Annotated in this window: 17 protein-coding genes and 1 riboswitch; of the genes, 10 read left to right on the top strand and 7 right to left on the bottom strand. The window is 68.5% G+C overall.

Annotated features, from left to right (window positions below; translation table 11 throughout):
• The first annotated feature begins 74 nt into the window (after nt 1–74).
• From LRH25_RS02105 to LRH25_RS02090, 4 genes are all read left to right on the top strand, one after another.
• Nucleotides 75–980, top strand: a complete 906-nt coding sequence (locus LRH25_RS02105) for a flagellin N-terminal helical domain-containing protein (protein ID WP_141289261.1) — start codon at nt 75–77, stop codon at nt 978–980.
• 142 nt (nt 981–1,122) lie between these two features.
• Nucleotides 1,123–1,998, top strand: coding sequence for a flagellin N-terminal helical domain-containing protein (locus LRH25_RS02100; protein ID WP_141289260.1), 876 nt, complete (start codon nt 1,123–1,125; stop codon nt 1,996–1,998).
• A 142-nt stretch (nt 1,999–2,140) separates the two neighbouring features.
• A complete protein-coding gene (locus tag LRH25_RS02095) occupies nt 2,141–2,998 on the top strand; it encodes a flagellin N-terminal helical domain-containing protein (protein ID WP_231010088.1) in 858 nt (285 codons plus the stop codon).
• A 39-nt stretch (nt 2,999–3,037) separates the two neighbouring features.
• On the top strand, nt 3,038–4,237 hold the full coding sequence (locus LRH25_RS02090) for a hypothetical protein (RefSeq protein ID WP_231010087.1): 1,200 nt from the start codon (nt 3,038–3,040) through the stop codon (nt 4,235–4,237).
• Here the strand turns inward: LRH25_RS02090 and LRH25_RS02085 are convergent.
• From LRH25_RS02085 to LRH25_RS02055, 7 genes are read right to left on the bottom strand one after another with little or no spacing between them, the layout of a single operon-like run.
• A complete protein-coding gene (locus LRH25_RS02085) occupies nt 4,144–6,237 on the bottom strand; it encodes a flagellar biosynthesis protein FlhA (protein WP_141289227.1) in 2,094 nt (697 codons plus the stop codon). The two genes, LRH25_RS02090 and LRH25_RS02085, sit on opposite strands and share 94 nt — an antisense overlap.
• Complete coding sequence (locus LRH25_RS02080) at nt 6,234–7,397, bottom strand: EscU/YscU/HrcU family type III secretion system export apparatus switch protein (RefSeq protein WP_141289229.1); 1,164 nt, start codon at nt 7,395–7,397, stop codon at nt 6,234–6,236. The genes LRH25_RS02085 and LRH25_RS02080 overlap by 4 nt, the downstream gene beginning before the upstream one ends.
• Nucleotides 7,390–8,187: a flagellar biosynthetic protein FliR gene (fliR, locus tag LRH25_RS02075; protein ID WP_141289231.1), complete on the bottom strand. Its 798-nt coding sequence runs from the start codon at nt 8,185–8,187 to the stop codon at nt 7,390–7,392. The genes LRH25_RS02080 and fliR overlap by 8 nt, the downstream gene beginning before the upstream one ends.
• 19 nt (nt 8,188–8,206) lie before the next feature.
• On the bottom strand, nt 8,207–8,479 hold the full coding sequence (locus tag LRH25_RS02070; protein ID WP_141289233.1) for a flagellar biosynthetic protein FliQ: 273 nt from the start codon (nt 8,477–8,479) through the stop codon (nt 8,207–8,209).
• Nucleotides 8,480–8,492: 13 nt separating this feature from the next.
• Complete coding sequence (gene fliP / locus LRH25_RS02065) at nt 8,493–9,251, bottom strand: flagellar type III secretion system pore protein FliP (protein ID WP_141289235.1); 759 nt, start codon at nt 9,249–9,251, stop codon at nt 8,493–8,495.
• Nucleotides 9,248–9,613 (bottom strand): FliM/FliN family flagellar motor switch protein, encoded by a 366-nt coding sequence (locus LRH25_RS02060; protein ID WP_141289237.1) that lies wholly within the window; start codon nt 9,611–9,613, stop codon nt 9,248–9,250. Before LRH25_RS02060 ends, fliP begins: the two co-directional genes overlap by 4 nt.
• A 4-nt stretch (nt 9,614–9,617) precedes the next feature.
• Nucleotides 9,618–10,532 (bottom strand): FliM/FliN family flagellar motor switch protein, encoded by a 915-nt coding sequence (locus LRH25_RS02055; RefSeq protein ID WP_231010086.1) that lies wholly within the window; start codon nt 10,530–10,532, stop codon nt 9,618–9,620.
• Nucleotides 10,533–10,945: 413 nt separating this feature from the next.
• Nucleotides 10,946–11,046, top strand: a riboswitch (cyclic di-GMP riboswitch).
• A 584-nt stretch (nt 11,047–11,630) separates the two neighbouring features.
• Between LRH25_RS02055 and fliE the strand changes: the two genes are divergently transcribed.
• Genes fliE through fliJ form a run of 6 tightly spaced genes read left to right on the top strand, consistent with a single transcriptional unit; the run spans nt 11,631 to nt 17,224 of the window.
• Entirely contained in the window at nt 11,631–11,972 is a 342-nt protein-coding gene (gene fliE, locus LRH25_RS02050; RefSeq protein WP_211361658.1) for a flagellar hook-basal body complex protein FliE, read from the top strand.
• 7 nt (nt 11,973–11,979) lie between these two features.
• Complete coding sequence (gene fliF, locus LRH25_RS02045; protein ID WP_231010085.1) at nt 11,980–13,695, top strand: flagellar basal-body MS-ring/collar protein FliF; 1,716 nt, start codon at nt 11,980–11,982, stop codon at nt 13,693–13,695.
• Nucleotides 13,679–14,722, top strand: a complete 1,044-nt coding sequence (locus tag LRH25_RS02040) for a flagellar motor switch protein FliG (RefSeq protein WP_259373850.1) — start codon at nt 13,679–13,681, stop codon at nt 14,720–14,722. The genes fliF and LRH25_RS02040 overlap by 17 nt, the downstream gene beginning before the upstream one ends.
• Nucleotides 14,722–15,459 (top strand): flagellar assembly protein FliH, encoded by a 738-nt coding sequence (gene fliH, locus LRH25_RS02035; RefSeq protein WP_231010084.1) that lies wholly within the window; start codon nt 14,722–14,724, stop codon nt 15,457–15,459. Before LRH25_RS02040 ends, fliH begins: the two co-directional genes overlap by 1 nt.
• Entirely contained in the window at nt 15,456–16,766 is a 1,311-nt protein-coding gene (fliI, locus tag LRH25_RS02030) for a flagellar protein export ATPase FliI (RefSeq protein ID WP_231010083.1), read from the top strand. Before fliH ends, fliI begins: the two co-directional genes overlap by 4 nt.
• A complete protein-coding gene (gene fliJ / locus LRH25_RS02025) occupies nt 16,763–17,224 on the top strand; it encodes a flagellar export protein FliJ (RefSeq protein ID WP_141290623.1) in 462 nt (153 codons plus the stop codon). The genes fliI and fliJ overlap by 4 nt, the downstream gene beginning before the upstream one ends.
• Nucleotides 17,225–17,241: the final 17 nt, after the last annotated feature.

Below are 17,241 nucleotides of genomic sequence, written 5' to 3'. Positions count from 1 at the left end.
GAAACCTCGTCGCCTATCCGGGTTGAGGGCGTCGACACGAGGCCCCGACTTTCCAACCCAGCCAGGAGTTCCCCATGCTCAGCCTCAATACCAACGCCGCCGCCCTGTCGACGCAAAGCGCCCTGGCCAACAGCCAGAAGGCCCTCACCACCTCGATGACCCGCCTGGGCACGGGCTATCGCGTCAATTCCGCGATGGACGACGCAGCGGGCCTGCAGATCGCCACCCGCCTGAACGCCCAGACTCGCGGCATGGCGGTCGCCCAGCGCAACACGCAAAACGGCATTTCGCTGATGCAGACGGCAGAAGGCGCCTTCAGCGAAGTGACGGACATCCTGCAGCGCATGAAGGACCTGGCCACCGAAGGTGCCAACGGCACGGCTTCGACCGACGACAAGACCGCCATGCAGTCGGAATACGACGCGCTGGGCCGCGAGCTGAAGAACGTCATGGACAACACCAGCTTCGGCGGCCAGTCCCTGTTCGCCACCGGCACCAACGCCGCGGCCGTGACCGGCGGCACCAGCACGCTGGGCAAGACCGGCGGCGTGACCTTCCAGATCGGCGCCAGCGCCAGCGAAACGATGACGACCAACGTCTCGGCATCGGTCGCCGGGCTGACGAACGACGGCGGCACGCTGGGCCTGGCCAGCGCCGCCTACAAGACCACGGCCACCGCGGCCACGGTGGGCACCGAGATCGGTGCCGCGGCGACCATCACCTTGCTGGACAACGCACTGAAGGACGTCGGCACGGTGCGCTCGGCCCTCGGCGCGTCCTCCAACCGCCTGGACCACGTCTACAACAACCTGGCCAACATGAGCACCAACACCACGGCTGCCAAGGGCCGCATCATGGACGTGGACTACGCCACGGAAACGTCCAACATGACTGCCAAGCAGATGCTGCTGCAGGCCGGCACTTCGATGCTCAAGCAATCGGGCTCGATGTCGCAGATGGTGCTGTCGCTGATGCAGTAAGCACCGGCCCATCCATCACCAAGCCACCTCCGGGTGGCTTTTTTTCATTCCGGCGTTTAAGTGCGGTTCGCTGCCTGTCGCCTTGACTGGTTAAGGGCATCGAGACGAAGCCCACCCTTCCCCACCAGCCCAGGAGTTCCCCATGCTCAGCCTCAATACCAACGCCGCCGCCCTGTCCACGCAAAGCGCCCTGGCCAACAGCCAGAAGGCCTTGACCACCTCCATGACCCGCCTGGGCACCGGCTACCGCGTCAACTCCGCGATGGACGACGCCGCCGGCCTGCAGATCGCCACCCGCCTGAACGCGCAAACGCGTGGCATGGCCGTCGCCCAGCGCAACACGCAGAACGGCATCTCGATGATGCAGACGGCAGAAGGCGCGTTCAGCGAAGTCACCGACATCCTGCAGCGCATGAAGGACCTGACGACCGAAGGCGCGAACGGCACCGCGTCGACCGACGACAAGGCCGCCATGCAGTCCGAATACGACGCGCTGGGCCAGGAGCTCTACAACATCACCGCCAACACCACCTTCGGCGGCGCCAAGCTGCTGGACGCCGCGACCGGCTCGTTGGCCGCCACCACCGGCGTGACCTTCCAGATCGGTGCCAGCGCCAGCGAAACCATGAAGGTGGACGTGTCGGCCAGCCTGAAGACTGGCGGCACGCTGGACGCCGCGCTGAAAGCCGCCAGCGCCAACAACTACAAGGCCTCGGGCTGGACGGCCGGCACCGAAATCGGCTCTGCCGCGTCGATCACGCTGCTGGACACTGCACTGAAGGAAGTTGGCACCGTGCGCTCGGCACTGGGCGCCGCGTCCAACCGGCTGGACCATGTCTACAACAACCTGGCCAACATGAGCACCAACACCACCGCTGCCAAGGGCCGCATCATGGACGTGGACTACGCGACGGAAACGTCCAACATGACTGCCAAGCAGATGCTGCTGCAGGCCGGCACCTCGATGCTCAAGCAATCGGGCTCGATGTCGCAGATGGTGCTGTCGCTGATGCAGTAAGCCTCGGCCCATGTCACAAGCAAGCCACCTCCGGGTGGCTTTTTTCATGCCCTGCTTTAAGCGCCGAGCACCACCGGTCGCCTATCAGGGGTGAGGGCGTCGACACGAGGCCCCGACTTTCCAACCCAGCCAGGAGTTCCCCATGCTCAGCCTCAATACCAACGCCGCCGCCCTGTCGACGCAAAGCGCCCTGGCCAACAGCCAGAAGGCCCTCACCACCTCGATGACCCGCCTGGGCACCGGCTACCGCGTCAACTCCGCGATGGACGATGCCGCGGGCCTGCAGATCGCCACCCGCCTGAACGCCCAGACCCGCGGCATGGCCGTGGCCCAGCGCAACACGCAGAACGGCATCTCGATGATGCAGACGGCCGAAGGCGCGTTCAGCGAAGCCACCGACATCCTGCAGCGCATGAAGGACCTGGCGACCGAGGCGTCCAACGGCACCTCGTCGACCGACGACAAGACGGCCATGCAGTCCGAATACGACGCGCTGGGCCAGGAACTCGGCAACATCATGAGCAACACCACCTTCGCTGGCGCGAAGCTGCTCAAGGGTGGCACGCTGGCGACCGCCGCGGTGAAGTTCCAGATCGGTGCCAGCGCCAGCGAAACCATGTCGGTCGACGTGTCCACCGCGCTCGGCACCACGCTGGAAGCCTCGCTGACCGCTGCTTCGAGCAACTACACGGCGGCCGGCACTGGCACCGAACTGACGGCCACCGCCAACGCCACCATCACCAAGCTGGACACCGCGTTGAAGGACGTGGGCACGGTGCGCTCGGCCCTCGGTGCTGCGTCCAACCGGCTGGACCACGTCTACAACAACCTGGCAAACATGAGCACCAACACCACGGCTGCCAAGGGTCGCATCATGGACGTGGACTACGCCACCGAAACGTCCAACATGACCGCCAAGCAGATGCTGCTGCAGGCTGGCACCTCGATGCTCAAGCAATCGGGCTCGATGTCGCAGATGGTCCTGTCGCTGATGCAATAAGCCTGACCCCGCGCCACCCCACGCACCGGAGCGCCCGCCATGCTGGTCACCCCCCGTGTCGGCCCGGTGCCCATGCTGCGCGCGGCGCTGCCGGCCGGCCCCTGGATCGGCCAGGGGCCGCGGCCGGGCGACGTGCTGTGGCTGCGCCTGGCCGGCGCGCCCGGTGGCGAGCGCCAGTTGCTCGCGCAGGACGGCCGGCCGCTGCAGCTGGGCCGGCTGCCGGCCGAGCTGGCGAATCTGCCGGCCGGCACGCCGCTGGCCTGGACCGTCGTCGGCACCGCGCCGCAGCTCATGCTCAGCCTGGGGTCGCTGGACCCGGCCCACGCGGCATCGCCGCTGCCGGCCGCGGTGCCCGCCGAAGCCCCCTCCCCCGAACGCGGCACCGCCGCCGAAACGCTGCGGCCTGACGCGCAGGCGCTGCGACTGCAGCATGCCTTCAGCGACGAAGCCACCCGCCTGGCCCTGCGCTGGCGCCAGCGTGCGCTGGCCGGCGTGGACACGCCGCCGGACCGCCGCAGCCCCGGGCGCCAGGCGGCGGCGACCGGCCGCTGGCCCTGGTCGCTGCTGCCGCTCGACGGGGAACCGCCACCGCCTCCGTTGCCCAGCCCCGCTGCGGACACGCCCCTGCCCACCCTCGCCGATGCGGCGCGCTGGCAGTTCGAGCTGACCGAAGGCGCCCAGCGCCTGGGCCTGCTGCTGGTGGAGCCCGACCTGTTGATCACCTCGCCACCGCCGCACGACAACGAGCCTGGCTCAGGCCACGCCCCGCTGATGCGAGCCCTGGCGCTGCGCCTGCTGCTCACGCTGCCTGGCCTGGGCCTGGTCGTGCTGCAGCTGCAATTCACCCGCGGCGGCACCGGCCTGGCGCTGCGCATGGCCGCCGGCCAGGCGCAGGCCTTGGCCACGCTGCGCCGTTGCCTGCCGGCCATGGCTTCAGCGCTGGCCCGCCTGGACCTCGCGCTGCAACACTGCCAGCTCGACCTGAATGGACCGGGCCTGCGCCCGTGGTCGCCCGCGCCTCGGCTGCTGCAGGCCGAACGGCTGCCGCCGCTGCTGTTTCGCGCGGCAACCGAGCTGGTGCTGTGCCTGTGGCAGGCCAGCGGTGTCGTGCAGCCCGCCTCGGCGGCGCGGCAGCCGCCTGCAGCTCAGCCCAAGGAGCCGACGATGCTGACGTCCCGCTGCTCGGGCATCTCGTTGTACGACAGCACATGCAGCCCCGGCGCAAAGAGCCGCGCATAGCGGGCCAGCAGCGGTCGGATCTGCGGCATCACCAGCAGCACCGGCGTGGCCGCCTGCTGCTTCATCTGCTCGCGCACCGAAGGCATGTTGATCTGCAGCTGCGAGAGCAGCTGCGGGTCGACCGGGAAGTTGTCCAGCGCGACCTTGGCCCCGCCCTGGCGCGCCTGGTTCAGCGCGCCCAGCAGCATGTTCTCCAGCTCACCGCTGAGGTTGAAGGCCTTCATCTCGGCGGACGGGCCGCACAAGGCCTGCACGATCTGCCGCCGCAGCGTGCAGCGCACCTCGGCCGCCAGCATCAGCGGGTCCTTGGTGGCCTCGGCATGTTCCAGCAGCGTGGTGGCCACCGGCACGATGTCCTTCAGCGACACGCTTTCGGCCAGCAGCACACGGAAGACCTTCAGCAACTGGCTGTGGTTCAGCGCCTTCTCCAGCGCGGCGGCCAGCTTGGGCGCCTGCGCGGCCAGCCGCTCCTGCAGCGCCGCCACGTCGTCATGGCGGATCAGCTCAGGCAGTCGCTCGCGCACCAGCTTGGACAGGTGCGTGGCAATCGCACTGGGCACGTCCACCACCTGGTAGCCCAGGCCCAGCGCATGGGCCTTGTCGGCCGGCGCAATCCAGACCACCGGCATGCGGTACGCAGGCTCGACACCCGGGATGCCATCGACCTCGCCATAGGTCTGCGGTGACGGAATGGCCATCAAGCGTTCGGCCTGCACGTCGCCGGTGGCCAGCACCGTGCCATTGAGCAACACCGCGTACTGCGAAGGCTTCAGCGCCAGGTCGTCGCGCACGCCGATGGCCGGCAGCAGCAGGCCCATCTGCTCGCTGAGCGTCTGGCGCAGGCCCTTGACGCGCTGGGTCAGCGGTGCGCCGTGCGCCTGGTCGATCAAGCCGACCAATTTGTAGCCCACGGTCAGCGTCAGCGGCTCCACCACCGGCAGGCTGCGCCAGTCCAGCTCGGGCGGGCGCTCCATCACCAGCGCGGACTGCAGCGCCAGTTCGGTCGACGGCTCGGCCGGCGCCTTCTTGCGCTGGCTCATGCGCCAGCCGGCGTAGCCCAGCAGCGCGGCAAAAGCCAGGAAGGTGTGCCAGGGCATGCCCGGGATGCTAGCCAGCAAGGCCATCATGCCGGCCGCGCTGAACAGCACGCCGGGCGAGGCCAGCAGCTGCTCGCCGACCTGCTCTTCGAAGTCGCCCGAATCGCTGATGCGGGTGACGATGATGGCCGCGGCCGAGGACAGCAGCAGTGCCGGGATCTGCGCCACCAGGCCGTCGCCGATGGTCAGCAGCGCGTACTGGCGGAAGGACTCGGCGAACGACAGGTCGTGCATCAGCGAGCCGATGGCCACGCCGCCGATCATGTTGATGACCAGGATCAGGATGCCGGCCACCGCGTCGCCGCGCACGAACTTCGAGGCGCCGTCCATCGCGCCGTAGAAGTCGGCTTCCATGCCCACGTCGCGGCGCCGCGCCTGGGCTTTTTCCTGGTTGATCAGGCCGGCGTTCAGGTCGGCGTCGATCGCCATCTGCTTGCCGGGCAGCGCGTCCAGCGTGAAGCGCGCCGAGACTTCGGAGATGCGCTCCGCGCCCTTGGTGACCACCACGAAGTTGATGATCATCAGGATCACGAAGACCACCAGGCCGACGACGATGTTGCCGCCGATCACCACGTTGCCAAAGGCCTCGATGACCTGGCCGGCCGCGTGCGTGCCTTCGTGGCCGTGCAGCAGCACCACGCGCGTGGAGGCCACGTTCAGCGTCAGCCGCATCAGCGTGGTCGCCAGGATCACGGTGGGGAAAACCGAGAAGTCCAGCGGCCGCTTGGCACCCACGCTGACCAGCACCACCACCATCGCCAGCACGATGTTGAAGGTGAACAGCACGTCCAGCAGCAGCGGCGGCAGCGGCAGCACGATCATGGCCAGCACGGCCAGCACGAACATCGGCGTCGCGATCTTCTGGCGGCGCAGTTCGGTGATCAGGCGAGTCAGGGTGTTCATCGGGAGGGGGCTGGTTCAGGGGATTCGGTGGTGACGGGGTCGGCCAATTGGGCCGGCACCGGCAGTTCGGTGGGCAGCACCGGCGCCATCGGCCGTTTGCCGTTGTGGAAGGCCTGCAGCTGCATCAGGTGGTTCAGCACCAGGGCCACGGCCTTGTAGAGCGCGGCGGGGATCTGCTGCTGCACCTGGCTGGTGTTGTAGATGGCACGTGCCAGCGGCGGCAGCTCCAGCACTTCCACCTTGTGCTCGCGCGCGATCTGGCGGATGTAGAGCGCCATCTCGTCCACGCCCTTGGCCACCACATAGGGCGCCTGGGCGCGGCGCTCGTCGTACTTCAGCGCCACGGCGTAGTGCTCGGGGTTGACGATGACCACGTCGGCCTCGGGCACGGTCTTGCGCGCGCTGCGGCGCGACAGCGCCATCTGCAGCTGGCGGATGCGCTGGCGCACCTCCGGCCGGCCTTCGTTGCTCTTGTGCTCTTCCTTCTGGTCCTGCTTGCTCATGCGCTGCTGGCGCATGAACAGGAAGCGCTGCAGCGGCATGTCCAGCACCGCGAACAGCACGAAGATCATGCTCATCGTGAAGATGCCGTCCAGCATCAGGCCGGCGCCTTCGGCCACCGCCTCGCCCAGCGGCAAGGCCTGCAGCCGCAGGTGCTGGGCCATGCTGGTGCGCACCACGTGCAGCAGCACGGCAATCAGCAGGCAGGCCTTCAGCAGGGACATGCCGAAGTCGCTGTAGTGCTTGCCCGAGACCATGCGCGCCAGGTTGCTCAAGGGGTTCAGCCGCTCGAACTTCGGCGCCAGGTTGGCGCCGCTCATGACCCAGCCGCCCGGCCACAGCGAGCCCAGCACGATGGCCAGCGGGATGACGGCCAGCGGCGCCAGCATCTTCAGCAGCAGGCCGATCACCGCCGGGAAGATCAGCGTGCAGAGGTTCTCAAGCGCACCGTCGCCGTCCAGCGGCGAGATGACCAGGCCGAACAGGCTGCGGAAGTCGGCCAGCCAGCCTGGCGTGAGCAGTACCACCAGCTTCAGGCTCAGCACCAGGCCGATGGCGGTGGCCACGTCGCGCGAGCGCACCACCTGGCCCTGCTCGCGCACCTTGCGCAGCTTTTGCTGCGAGGCCTGTTCGGTCTTGTCGCCACTGCTCTCAGCCACGGCCGGCCCCCGCGCTGTTCAGGCCGTGCTGCAGCATGTCCAGCACGCGCTCGCTCATTTGCAGGTAGTGGGCCGGGAAGGTGGGCGCGAGCAGCACCAGCATCATCACGCCAAACAGCGTGACTACCGAAAAGCCCAGCGCGTACAGGTTCAGCGAAGGCGCCACGCGGTTCAGGAAGCCGAAGCCGATCTGCACCACCAGGCTGGAGAAGACCATGGGCAGCGCCAGCAGCATCGCGGCCGAGAAGATCCACGCGACGTTCAGCGCCAGCGTGTCGAACGAGAGGTTGGCAAACCCGCCACCCACCGGCCAGGCCTGGAAACTGGCGCCAACAATGCCGGTGATCACCAGGTGCCCGTCGACCGAGAAGAACACCAGCGTGCAGAGGATGAACAGCAGGTTGGAGACGGCATCCGACGAGCTGCCGTTCAGCGGGTCGTTCATCACCGCCATCGACAGGCCCATCTGCGAGGACAGCACGAAGCCTGCCGTCTGGATGGCCGCCATGCTCAGCTGCAGCGCCAGGCCGATGGCCACGCCGATCACCGCCTGCTCGAAGGTGGCGGCCAGGCCGTGCAGCGAAAACGGATCGATGGCCACGGCGTTGTGCGCGGCCACGGGCATCAGGATCACCGCCAGCGCCAGCGCCAGCGCCAGCAGCACGCGGATGGTCACCGGCAGCATGGCCTCGCCCAGCACCGGCGCGGCGCTCAGCAATGCCAGGCAGCGGCAGAACGGCCACCACAAGGCCGTGACCAGCGCCGGCAGCTTGAGCAGCAAGGCTTCCATGGTTGCCGCGGCGATCTCGTCAGCCGACCAGCGTGGCCGCGCGGTGGAAGATCGACACGCAGTAGTCCATCAGCGTGACCACCATCCAGCGGCCCATCACGCCCACGGTCACCAGCGTGACCATCAGGCGCGGCAGGAAGCTCAGCGTCTGTTCGTTGATCTGCGTGGCGGCCTGGAACAGGCTGACCAGCAGGCCCATGATCAGGCCAGGCAGCACCAGCAGCGTGACCAGCAGCATCACCAGCCGCAGGCATTCGGCGATCAGGTCCGAGGCGATTTCAGGCGTCAGCATTCGGGCACCTTTTTCAAACCGGATGCACGCTGCTGATCAGCGTCTGCACCGTCAAGGTCCAGCCGTCCACCAGCACGAACAGCAGCAGCTTGAGCGGCAAGGAGATGACCAGTGGCGACAGCATCATCATGCCCATCGCCATCAGCACCGAGGACACCACCAGGTCGATCACCAGGAAGGGGATGAACAACAGGCAGCCGATCTGGAAGGCCGTCTTCAGCTCGCTCAGCACAAAGGCCGCGAGCTTGACGGTGAAGGCATGGTCCTCGGGCTTGGCCACCTTGGGCTCGCCCGCCAGGCCCGCCACCTGCTGCAGCGCGGCCTTGCTGGTCTGCGCCAGCATGAAACGCGACAGCGGCACCGAGGCCACCTGCAGCGCCTGCTCCAGGCCGATCTTGTCCTGGTCGAACGGCATGAAGGCCTGGGTCCAGATCTGCTCGCCGATCGGGCGCATCACCAGCAGCGTGAGGATCAGCGCGACGCCGGTGACGATGCGATTCGGCAGGCCTTGCTGCAGCCCCAGCGCCTGGCGCAGCAGCGACAGCACGATCACGAAGCGCGTGAAGCTGGTCATCATCAGGAACAGCGCGGGCAGCAGCCCGAGCAGGGTCATGACGACGAAGACCTGCATCTTCACCGACATCGCGCCGCCGCCGCCCGCGGCCTTGCCGGGCGCGACCACGTCCAGCAGGTTCAGCTCCGGCGCCGCCTGGGCCGACGCGGCCAGCGCCAGGCCGCCCAGCAGCAGGGAGACTCGGCCTAAGCGGTTCATCCGCGCAAACCGTCCAGGTCCAGCGCGCTCAGCTCCACGACCTTGAGCCCGTAGTTCTCGCCGGAGACCACGACCTCGGCACGGCCGACCGGCGTGCCATTGGCCTTGATGACCAGCGGCTCGCCGGCCAGCACGTCCAGCTCGATGACCGACTCCGCACCCAGCTCGGCCAGCTCCTGCAGCGTGACCCGCGCGCTGCCGACCTCCAGGGTCAGCGTGATCGGGATGCGCCGCATCATCTGCGACAGATCGCGCTTGGGCTTGGCCACCGGCGCTGCCGACGTGGCTTCCGCGTCCAGGCCCAGGGATTCGGGCATGTCGGCCAGCAACTGGTCCAGGTCGAGGTTCTCGTTCATGTTCATCGCGTCACTCCGCATCTTCAAAAGTGGTCAGGCACAACTTGCCCTGGCGTTCGGCCACCGTCGCGGTGAACAGCCGGGCGTCGTCAATCAGCACATCGGTGGCACCCAGGCGCACCGGCAGCACATCGCCAACCTTCAGGTCCAGCAGCGTGCCCAGCGACAGCTCCTTCTGCAGCAGCCGCGCCGTCATGGCCAGGCCCAGTCGGTGCGGGAAGGGACGGGCAGCGTTCGCTGCGTCCCCCCGGCTGCGCACGCGCTCCGTGCGCGCCGGCTCCAGGGTCTTGAACAGCCGGTCCATGCAGGCGTCGTCCAGCGTGATCTCCAGCGCGCCGGTGGCGCCGCTGCGGCTGTCCTGCAGTTCGCCGCGCAGGCGCCAGTGGCGCAGGTCCGGCTGCACGACACCCAGGCATTCAATGTCCGCCAGTGCTGCAGGCTGCAGCGGCGCGGTGCCGGCCGGCCGGTCCAGGCACTGCACCAGCAGCGCCAGCACCTGCTGGCCGAGCTGCTGCACCAGGCGCTCTTCGGAAGCCGTCACCGGCCCGGGCTCGCGCGTGGGCGCAGCAGGATTTGCAGCGTCGGCCGCAGCCTGCTGCGGCAGCCCGTAGCGGTAGGCCAGCAGCCCCAGCGCCACCTCGCGTGCCAGCCGCCAGCCCCAGGCACCGGCGGCACCGCGGAAGGCCAGCCAGCGGCCTGGCGAGGCCGGCGCATCGCCGCGCGAGAAGGCCAGGCCACCGACATGCCAGTGCGCCTGGTAGCGGCGGTTCAGCGGCTCGGCCCAGAGGCTGTTCAGCGCGTCTTCAAGCAGCAGGGCGAAGCTGGCCAGGCGGTGCACAGGCCGGCCCAGCGAGCGGGGGTCCAGCACCGCATGCGTGGCAACACGGGCAGGCTCGGACACGGGCGGAATGGCGTTCAAGGGCATGGCGGCTGTGGCAATGAAGAAGATCGATGGCGCCGCGCGAGAAACTCGCTGCGACCTGCCGGCTTGTGGCCGACATCTCGTTGCCAGGCATATTAGAGGCAGACCGCCAAACCACGCCGACGACAAGCAGGGTTTTCGCCTGCTATTTCACGGCCAGCGCATTCCATACTCGCCGAGCACCCATCCAGCCCCTTTGTGAATAGTTTCCCATCTGGGGGTGGCAGTTAACTGACTCTGTCAGATATGCGACAGACGTCCCTCGATTGGTGCATCGAGATAACACAGGCTGGTGAGCGATCCATTCACCTCGACCACGAGATTTGCAGGCCTTGCTGTGAAACACATCACGGAACAGTTCGGTGCAGTGCAGCATGCCCTTGTTTCCAGATGTGATGCACCTGCAGAATGGAAGCAACAACTTAGGGCACACCCGAGCGAAAGCCGGGGTCGCAAAGCTTCCGGTCTGTCGTTCCTGGCGTTCTTCGCCAGGGGCCACGATAGCGGGGCCGCCAAACCGGCAGAGGGCCAGCGCGCAAGCGCGATGCCCTCGTGCCTGGCTCACGCCATGCGTGGCCGCCTCCTGGGGCAGCCACGCAGGTTTGTCTGTCGTCATCCGTGTGATGGCGGCGCGCGTCCCCGCGTGCATACCGGGTGACCTGAGTTCGACCGCATCGGCAGCACTGTGCCGAGTCACCTCAGGAAAGGACGCGCCATGACCCCTACCGCCGCTCACTTCAGCAGTGCCGCACCCCGACAGACGGGCTGCGGCCGCAGCGCTTGCGCGTCTGTCAGGCCGAGGGTCGAAGCGTGTCGGTCGTGTGACGTACCGCACGGAAAAGCGCCGTGTTTCCACCCTTCACTTTGCTTTGAGCAGACCGAAATCCTGAGGGATGATGCACTGCATCAAACATAAGAAACACGTCATGTTGGGAACCAATCAAACACTTCGCACCCTGCCTGCCTGATCTTTTCAAGACAGGCGCGCCGCGCAATTTCCGTTCCGCAGATTTCATCATTCGATATTGATGATCGAGTTTGGCGGAGCTTTGCCTGGATGGTTGAAAACCTCGGGCCGACATTCCATACCAAGACAGTTTCATGACCGTCAACATGCTGGTTTCAATGCAGGCCGACCTGAGTCAGATCAAGACCCAGCTGGATACCCTGCAAACGACCTCGCCGATTCTCCCGGCGCAGGCCTCGGGTGAATCTTCGCAGGGCGATTCCTTCCTGCACGCGATGCTGGACGCCGCGCACGGCGTGGACGGCCAGGAGCAGCAGGCGCGCCAACGCATCGAGGCGGTCGAGAGCGGCCAGTCCGACGACCTGGTGGGCGCGATGGTCGCCAGCCAGGAGGCCAGCCTGTCGTTCTCCATGCTCATGCAGGTGCGCAACAAGGTGATGGGCGCGGTCGACGAAATCATCAAGCTGCCGCTGTGAGCCGGACATGAGCGCACTGACCGGCTTCCCTCCCCTGTTCGCCCGCCTGCGCAGCCGCCTGGGCGGCGGGCTCCCGCTCGCCGCCCTGACGCGCGGCCTGCTGCCGCTGGTGCTGCTGACCGCCGGCGTGACCGCGCTGGTGCTGATGCTGCTGTGGCGCGACCAGGCCGGCTACAAGCCGGTCTTCGGCCAGCGCGAGAAGGTGTCGGCTGGCGACATGGTTGCGGTGCTGGACGCCGAGCACATCCCCTACCGCCTGCACCCGGACAGCGGCCAGGTGCTGGTGCCCGAAGACAAGCTGGGCCAGGTGCGCATGCTGCTGGCCGCCAAGGGCGTGACCGCCCGCCTGCCGGCCGGCCTGGAGCTGATGGACCGCAACGACCCGCTGGGCGTGAGCCAGTTCGTGCAGGACATGCGTTTCCGGCGTGGCCTCGAAGGCGAGCTGGCGCAAAGCATCATGACGCTGGACCCGGTCGAGTCGGCGCGCGTGCACCTGTCGGTCGCCAAGTCCACCTCCTTCGTGATGAACGACGGCGAGAAGAGCTCGGCCTCGGTGGTGCTGCAGTTGAAGCCCGGCCGCCACATGGCCCGCGAGCAGATCGCGGCGACCATCAGCCTGGTGGCCGGCAGCCTGGCCAGCCTGGACCCGCAGCGCGTCAGCGTGGTGGACCAGGCCGGCAACCTGCTGTCTGCCCATGTGGACCTGAGCGAAGGCTTTGATGCCGGCCAGGGCGGCGAGGCGGCCAACCGCTTCCAGGACGACGTGCGGCGCAATGTCAACGACCTGCTGGCGCCGGTGCTGGGCAGCGACAACTACAAGCTCAGCGTCACCGCCGAGGTGGACAACGACAAGATCAGCGAGACCCGCGAGCAGTACGGCGCCGCGCCCAAGGTCACCTCCGAAGCCATGCGCGAGGAGAAGGACCGGGACGCGATGGCGCTGGGTGTGCCGGGCTCGCTGAGCAACCGGCCGGTGGCCTTGCCCAGCGCCGCGTCGGCACCCGCCGGCGGCGAGGCCAGCACGGCGACCAAGAACGCCACCAGCCGCCAGTTCGCCTACGACCGCAGCATCACGCAGATCCAGCGCAGCCGCGGCCGGCTGTCGCGCATGAACGTGGCGGTGGTGCTCAACAGTGCGGCCGCGCCCGGCGGCGCCAAGGCCGGCTGGAGCAAGGAAGAGCTGGCCAATGTCGAGCGCATCCTGCGCAGCGGCCTGGGCATCAATGCCGAGCGGGGCGACACGCTGACCGTCTCGGCGCTGGCCTTCCCGGCCCTGCCTGCCGCCCAGCCCTGGTGGCAGGAGCGCGACACGGTGCTGGACGCCACGCACTGGGCCAGCTGGGCCGTGGGCGGCCTGCTGCTGCTGTTCCTGGTGCTGCGCCCGCTGACCCGCGCCGCCCAGCAGCGCCTGGCGCCGCAGCCCGAGCTGACGCCGTTGACCCCGCTGCCGGCGAATGCACCGGTGCAGCAAGGCGCCACCGTCATCGCCGGCGCACTGCCCGCGCCCGACGCAATGGCCGCCGGCCCCACGCTGGCCTCGCCAGCCGAGGCTGCGCAGCGCGCCAACCCGGTGGTGCCGCTGCTGGAGAACTACGACCTGCCGCCACCGGGCTCACCGGTGGACGTGCTGGTCGATCACCTGAAGTCGCTGGCCGGCAAAGAGCCGGAACGCGTGGCCGAAGTCGTCAAGCAATGGATGCAAAAGCATGCCCAGCCTCAATGAATCCCTGGACGCCCTGGCGTCCGCCCTGCCCGCAGGCATCTCGCTGAGCCCGGTTGAACAGGCCGCCATCGTGATGCTCAGCATCGGCGAGGAGCCCGCAGCCGCGGTGCTGCGCTGCCTCAGCCGCGAAGAGCTGCTGGAGCTCACGCAGGTGATGTCGCGCATGAGCGGCATCAAGGTCGACTCGGTGAAGACCGCGCTGCAGCACTTCTTCGACGACTACCGCGAGCAGAGCGGCCTGCACGGCGCCTCGCGCCAGTACCTCAAGCGTTCGCTGGACCTGGCGCTGGGCAGCGAAATCGCCAGCAGCGTGCTGAACAACATCTACGGCGACGCGATCCGGCCCAAGGTGGCGCGCCTGCAATGGGCCTCGCCGAAGTGGCTGGCCGACCGCATCGTGCGCGAGCACGTGCGCATGCAGGCCGTCTTCCTGAGCTTCCTGCCGGCCGCGCTGGCCGGCAGCGTGATCGAGGCCTTGCCGGTCGAAGGCCGCGACCTGGTGCTGATCAACGTCGCCCGCCTGACCGAGATCGATCCGGAGCTGCTGCGTGAACTCGACGAGCTGGTCGAGCGCTGCCTGCAGTCGCTGGGCTCGCAGAGCGCCACCGTCGAAGGCGTCAAGCAGGCCGCCGAGATCCTCAACCGCCTGCCCGGCGACCGCCAGCAGATGGTGGAACTGCTGCGCGCGCACGACCCGGCGGTGGTCTCGGAGATCGAGGTCAGCATGTACGACTTCTTCATCCTCAGCCGCCAGAGTGAAGCCACGCTGCTGCGCCTGATCGAGGCGGTGCCGATGGACCAGTGGGCGCTTGCGCTCAAGGGCGCCGAGCCGGCCATCCGCGACGCGGTGCTGCAAACCATGCCGCGCCGCCAGGCGCAAGGCTTCGAGGACGCGATGCGCCGCAGCGGCCCGGTGCCGATGAGCCGCGTGCTGCAGGCCCGCGAGCAGATCATGGCCGAGGTCAAGTCGCTGGTGGATGCCGGCGAGATTGAAGTGCAACTGTTCGCCGAAGCGGTTGTCGAGTGATGTTCGAACAGGCCCGCCCCCATCGCTTCCCGCCCCTGTCGCAGGTGCGTTCGCTGGTCACGACGACCGAGGCCGGCGCTGCCGCGCCGGTCGCCGGCCAGCTGCAGGCGGCCGTGGCTGCCGGCTTCCAGGAAGGCCTGGCCAAGGGTTACCAGGAGGGCCTGGCCAGCGGCCGCGAAGCGGCGCTGGAACAAGGCCTGCGCGAAGGCCGGCAGCAGGGCCGCCAGCAGGCGTCGGCCGAAGCCCGCCGCGAAGGCCAGGCGCTGTTGGAAGCCCTGGCCACGCCGCTGGAAGCCATGCTCAGCGCGCTGAAAAACCAGCGCGCCGAATACCAGTCGGCCCAGCGCAAGGAAGTGGTGGAGCTGGTGGCCAAGGTGGCGCGCCAGGTGATCCGCTGCGAACTCGCCTTGCAGCCGACGCAGCTGCTGGCGCTGGTGGACGAAACCATTGCCACGCTGCCGCCAGCCCGCGACGAAGACATCGAAGTCTTCCTGAACCCCGAAGAGCTGGCGCAGATCCGCGAGCTGGACCCGGCCCGCGCCGAACGCCTGCAGCTGCGCGCCGACGCCGCGCTGGCGCCCGGCGAATGCCGCGTGCGCGCGGCGGGCCGCGAAGCCGATGCAGGCTGCAAGCAGCGCCTGACCGCCTGCATGGAACAGATCGAACAACAGCTGGGCGCGAGCGAAGAAGACTCGCTGCCTGACGCCGACGACGACTTGCTGAGGGCCGCCGCATGATCGCCGAAGCCTTGCGCCGCCTCGAGCTGGGCCAGGTGCCGGTGGCCACGCCCACCGGCCGCCTGGTCGGCGCTTCCGGCCTGCTGCTGGAAAGCACCGGCTGCCCGCTGCGCACCGGCCAGCGCTGCCAGATCGAACTGGGCGACGGCCAGTGGATCGACGCGCAGGCGGTCGGCTTCAAGAACGACATCTCCTACCTGATGCCCTTCAAGCACACCGACGGGCTGGCCACCGGCGCCCGCGTGCTGCCGGTGCCGGACCGTGGCCTGCTGCGCATTGGTTCGAGCTGGCTGGGCCGCATCGTCAACGGCCTGGGCGAGCCGATCGACGGCCTGGGCCGGCTGGGCGGCGAACACACGCTGGACCCGCGCCCGCCCAAGGTCAACCCGCTGAAGAAGCAGCCTGTGCACGAGCGCCTGGACGTGGGCGTGCGCGCCATCAACGGGCTGCTGACACTCGGCCGCGGCCAGCGCGTGGGCCTGATGGCCGGCTCCGGCGTGGGCAAGAGCGTGCTGCTGGGCCTGATCACGCGCCAGACCGTGGCCGACGTGGTCGTGGTCGGACTGATTGGCGAGCGTGGCCGCGAGGTGCGCGAGTTCATCGACCTGTCGCTGGGCCTGGCCGGGCTGGCGCGCTCGGTCGTCGTCTGCGCGCCGGCCGACGAATCGCCGCTGATGCGGCTGCGCGCCACCGAGCTGTGCCATTCGGTGGCCGCGCATTTCCGCGACCAGGGCCAGCACGTGCTGCTGCTGGTCGACTCGCTGACACGTTATGCGATGGCACGGCGCGAAGTCGCGCTGGCGCTGGGCGAACCGCCGGCCACGCGCGGCTACCCGCCTTCGGTCTTCGGCCTGCTGCCGCAGCTGGTCGAAAGCGCCGGCAACGGCGAGCACCCGCAAGGCAGCATGAGCGCGATCTACACCGTGCTGGCCGAGGGCGACGACCAGCAGGACCCTGTGGTGGACACCGCCCGCGCCATCCTCGACGGCCACATCGTGCTGAGCCGCGAGCTGGCCGAGCGTGGCCACTACCCGGCCATCGACATTGCGCAGTCCATCAGCCGCTGCGCCGCGCTGGTCGCCCCGCGTGAACAGCAGCAAGCCGCACGCGCCTTCAAGGCCATGGTCGCCCGACACGCGCAGGTGCGCGAGCTGCTGCCGCTGGGCGCCTACGTGCCCGGCGCCGACCCCGCCACCGACCAGGCCGTGCAGCGCTACCCGCAGATGGAAGCCTTCCTGCACCAGGGCACGCACGAGCCGGCGCCAATGGCCACGGTCGAACAACAACTGATGGAGCTGATGGCATGACCCGTGAAGCACGACACCTGAAGCAGCTCGACACGCTGGCCGATTTGCGCGAGCGCGAGCGCGACCGGCTGGAGGCCGACCTGGCAACGCGCCGCGCGACGCAGCAGCGCTTCCAGACCAACCTGGCGCGCCTGGAGCAGCTGGCCCAGGGTGGCACCAGTGCGAACAGCAGCGCGGGCGGCAACCTGCCACTGGCCCTGTCGCTGAACAGCGCCAACTACAAGCAGGCCGTGCTGCAGCTGGCCGATCGCCACCGCCAGGACCTGGCGCTGCATGAGGCCCAGATGGCCCAGGCCCAGCAGGCGCTGCAGGGCGCGGCGCTGGACCACATGGTGATGGGCAAGGTGCGCGAGCGCCAGCAGGCCCTGGTGGGCCGGCTGCAGGCCGGGCGCGACCAGAAGACCCAGGACGAGATGGCCAACCAGGCCTGGCTGCGCCGCCTGGCGGCCAGCCAATGAGGACCGCCGCCATGCCG

It is taken from the genome of Ideonella azotifigens (assembly GCF_021043325.1).
GTDB classification, from domain to species: domain Bacteria; phylum Pseudomonadota; class Gammaproteobacteria; order Burkholderiales; family Burkholderiaceae_C; genus Ideonella; species Ideonella azotifigens.
The sequence above is the reverse complement of the archived record's forward strand: the minus strand, read 5'-3'. Positions and strand labels throughout refer to the sequence as shown.

Bases quoted from the DNA above. Each gene is read 5' to 3' on its own strand.
- LRH25_RS02105 (WP_141289261.1), top strand. From the start codon at position 75: ATGCTCAGCCTCAATACCAACGCCGCCGCCCTGTCGACGCAAAGCGCC.
- LRH25_RS02100 (WP_141289260.1), top strand. From the start codon at position 1,123: ATGCTCAGCCTCAATACCAACGCCGCCGCCCTGTCCACGCAAAGCGCC.
- LRH25_RS02095 (WP_231010088.1), top strand. From the start codon at position 2,141: ATGCTCAGCCTCAATACCAACGCCGCCGCCCTGTCGACGCAAAGCGCC.
- LRH25_RS02090 (WP_231010087.1), top strand. From the start codon at position 3,038: ATGCTGGTCACCCCCCGTGTCGGCCCGGTGCCCATGCTGCGCGCGGCG.
- LRH25_RS02085 (WP_141289227.1), bottom strand. From the start codon at position 6,237: ATGAACACCCTGACTCGCCTGATCACCGAACTGCGCCGCCAGAAGATC.
- fliR (WP_141289231.1), bottom strand. From the start codon at position 8,187: ATGGAAGCCTTGCTGCTCAAGCTGCCGGCGCTGGTCACGGCCTTGTGG.
- LRH25_RS02070 (WP_141289233.1), bottom strand. From the start codon at position 8,479: ATGCTGACGCCTGAAATCGCCTCGGACCTGATCGCCGAATGCCTGCGG.
- fliP (WP_141289235.1), bottom strand. From the start codon at position 9,251: ATGAACCGCTTAGGCCGAGTCTCCCTGCTGCTGGGCGGCCTGGCGCTG.
- LRH25_RS02060 (WP_141289237.1), bottom strand. From the start codon at position 9,613: ATGAACATGAACGAGAACCTCGACCTGGACCAGTTGCTGGCCGACATG.
- LRH25_RS02055 (WP_231010086.1), bottom strand. From the start codon at position 10,532: ATGCCCTTGAACGCCATTCCGCCCGTGTCCGAGCCTGCCCGTGTTGCC.
- fliE (WP_211361658.1), top strand. From the start codon at position 11,631: ATGACCGTCAACATGCTGGTTTCAATGCAGGCCGACCTGAGTCAGATC.
- fliF (WP_231010085.1), top strand. From the start codon at position 11,980: ATGAGCGCACTGACCGGCTTCCCTCCCCTGTTCGCCCGCCTGCGCAGC.
- LRH25_RS02040 (WP_259373850.1), top strand. From the start codon at position 13,679: ATGCCCAGCCTCAATGAATCCCTGGACGCCCTGGCGTCCGCCCTGCCC.
- fliH (WP_231010084.1), top strand. From the start codon at position 14,722: ATGTTCGAACAGGCCCGCCCCCATCGCTTCCCGCCCCTGTCGCAGGTG.
- fliI (WP_231010083.1), top strand. From the start codon at position 15,456: ATGATCGCCGAAGCCTTGCGCCGCCTCGAGCTGGGCCAGGTGCCGGTG.
- fliJ (WP_141290623.1), top strand. From the start codon at position 16,763: ATGACCCGTGAAGCACGACACCTGAAGCAGCTCGACACGCTGGCCGAT.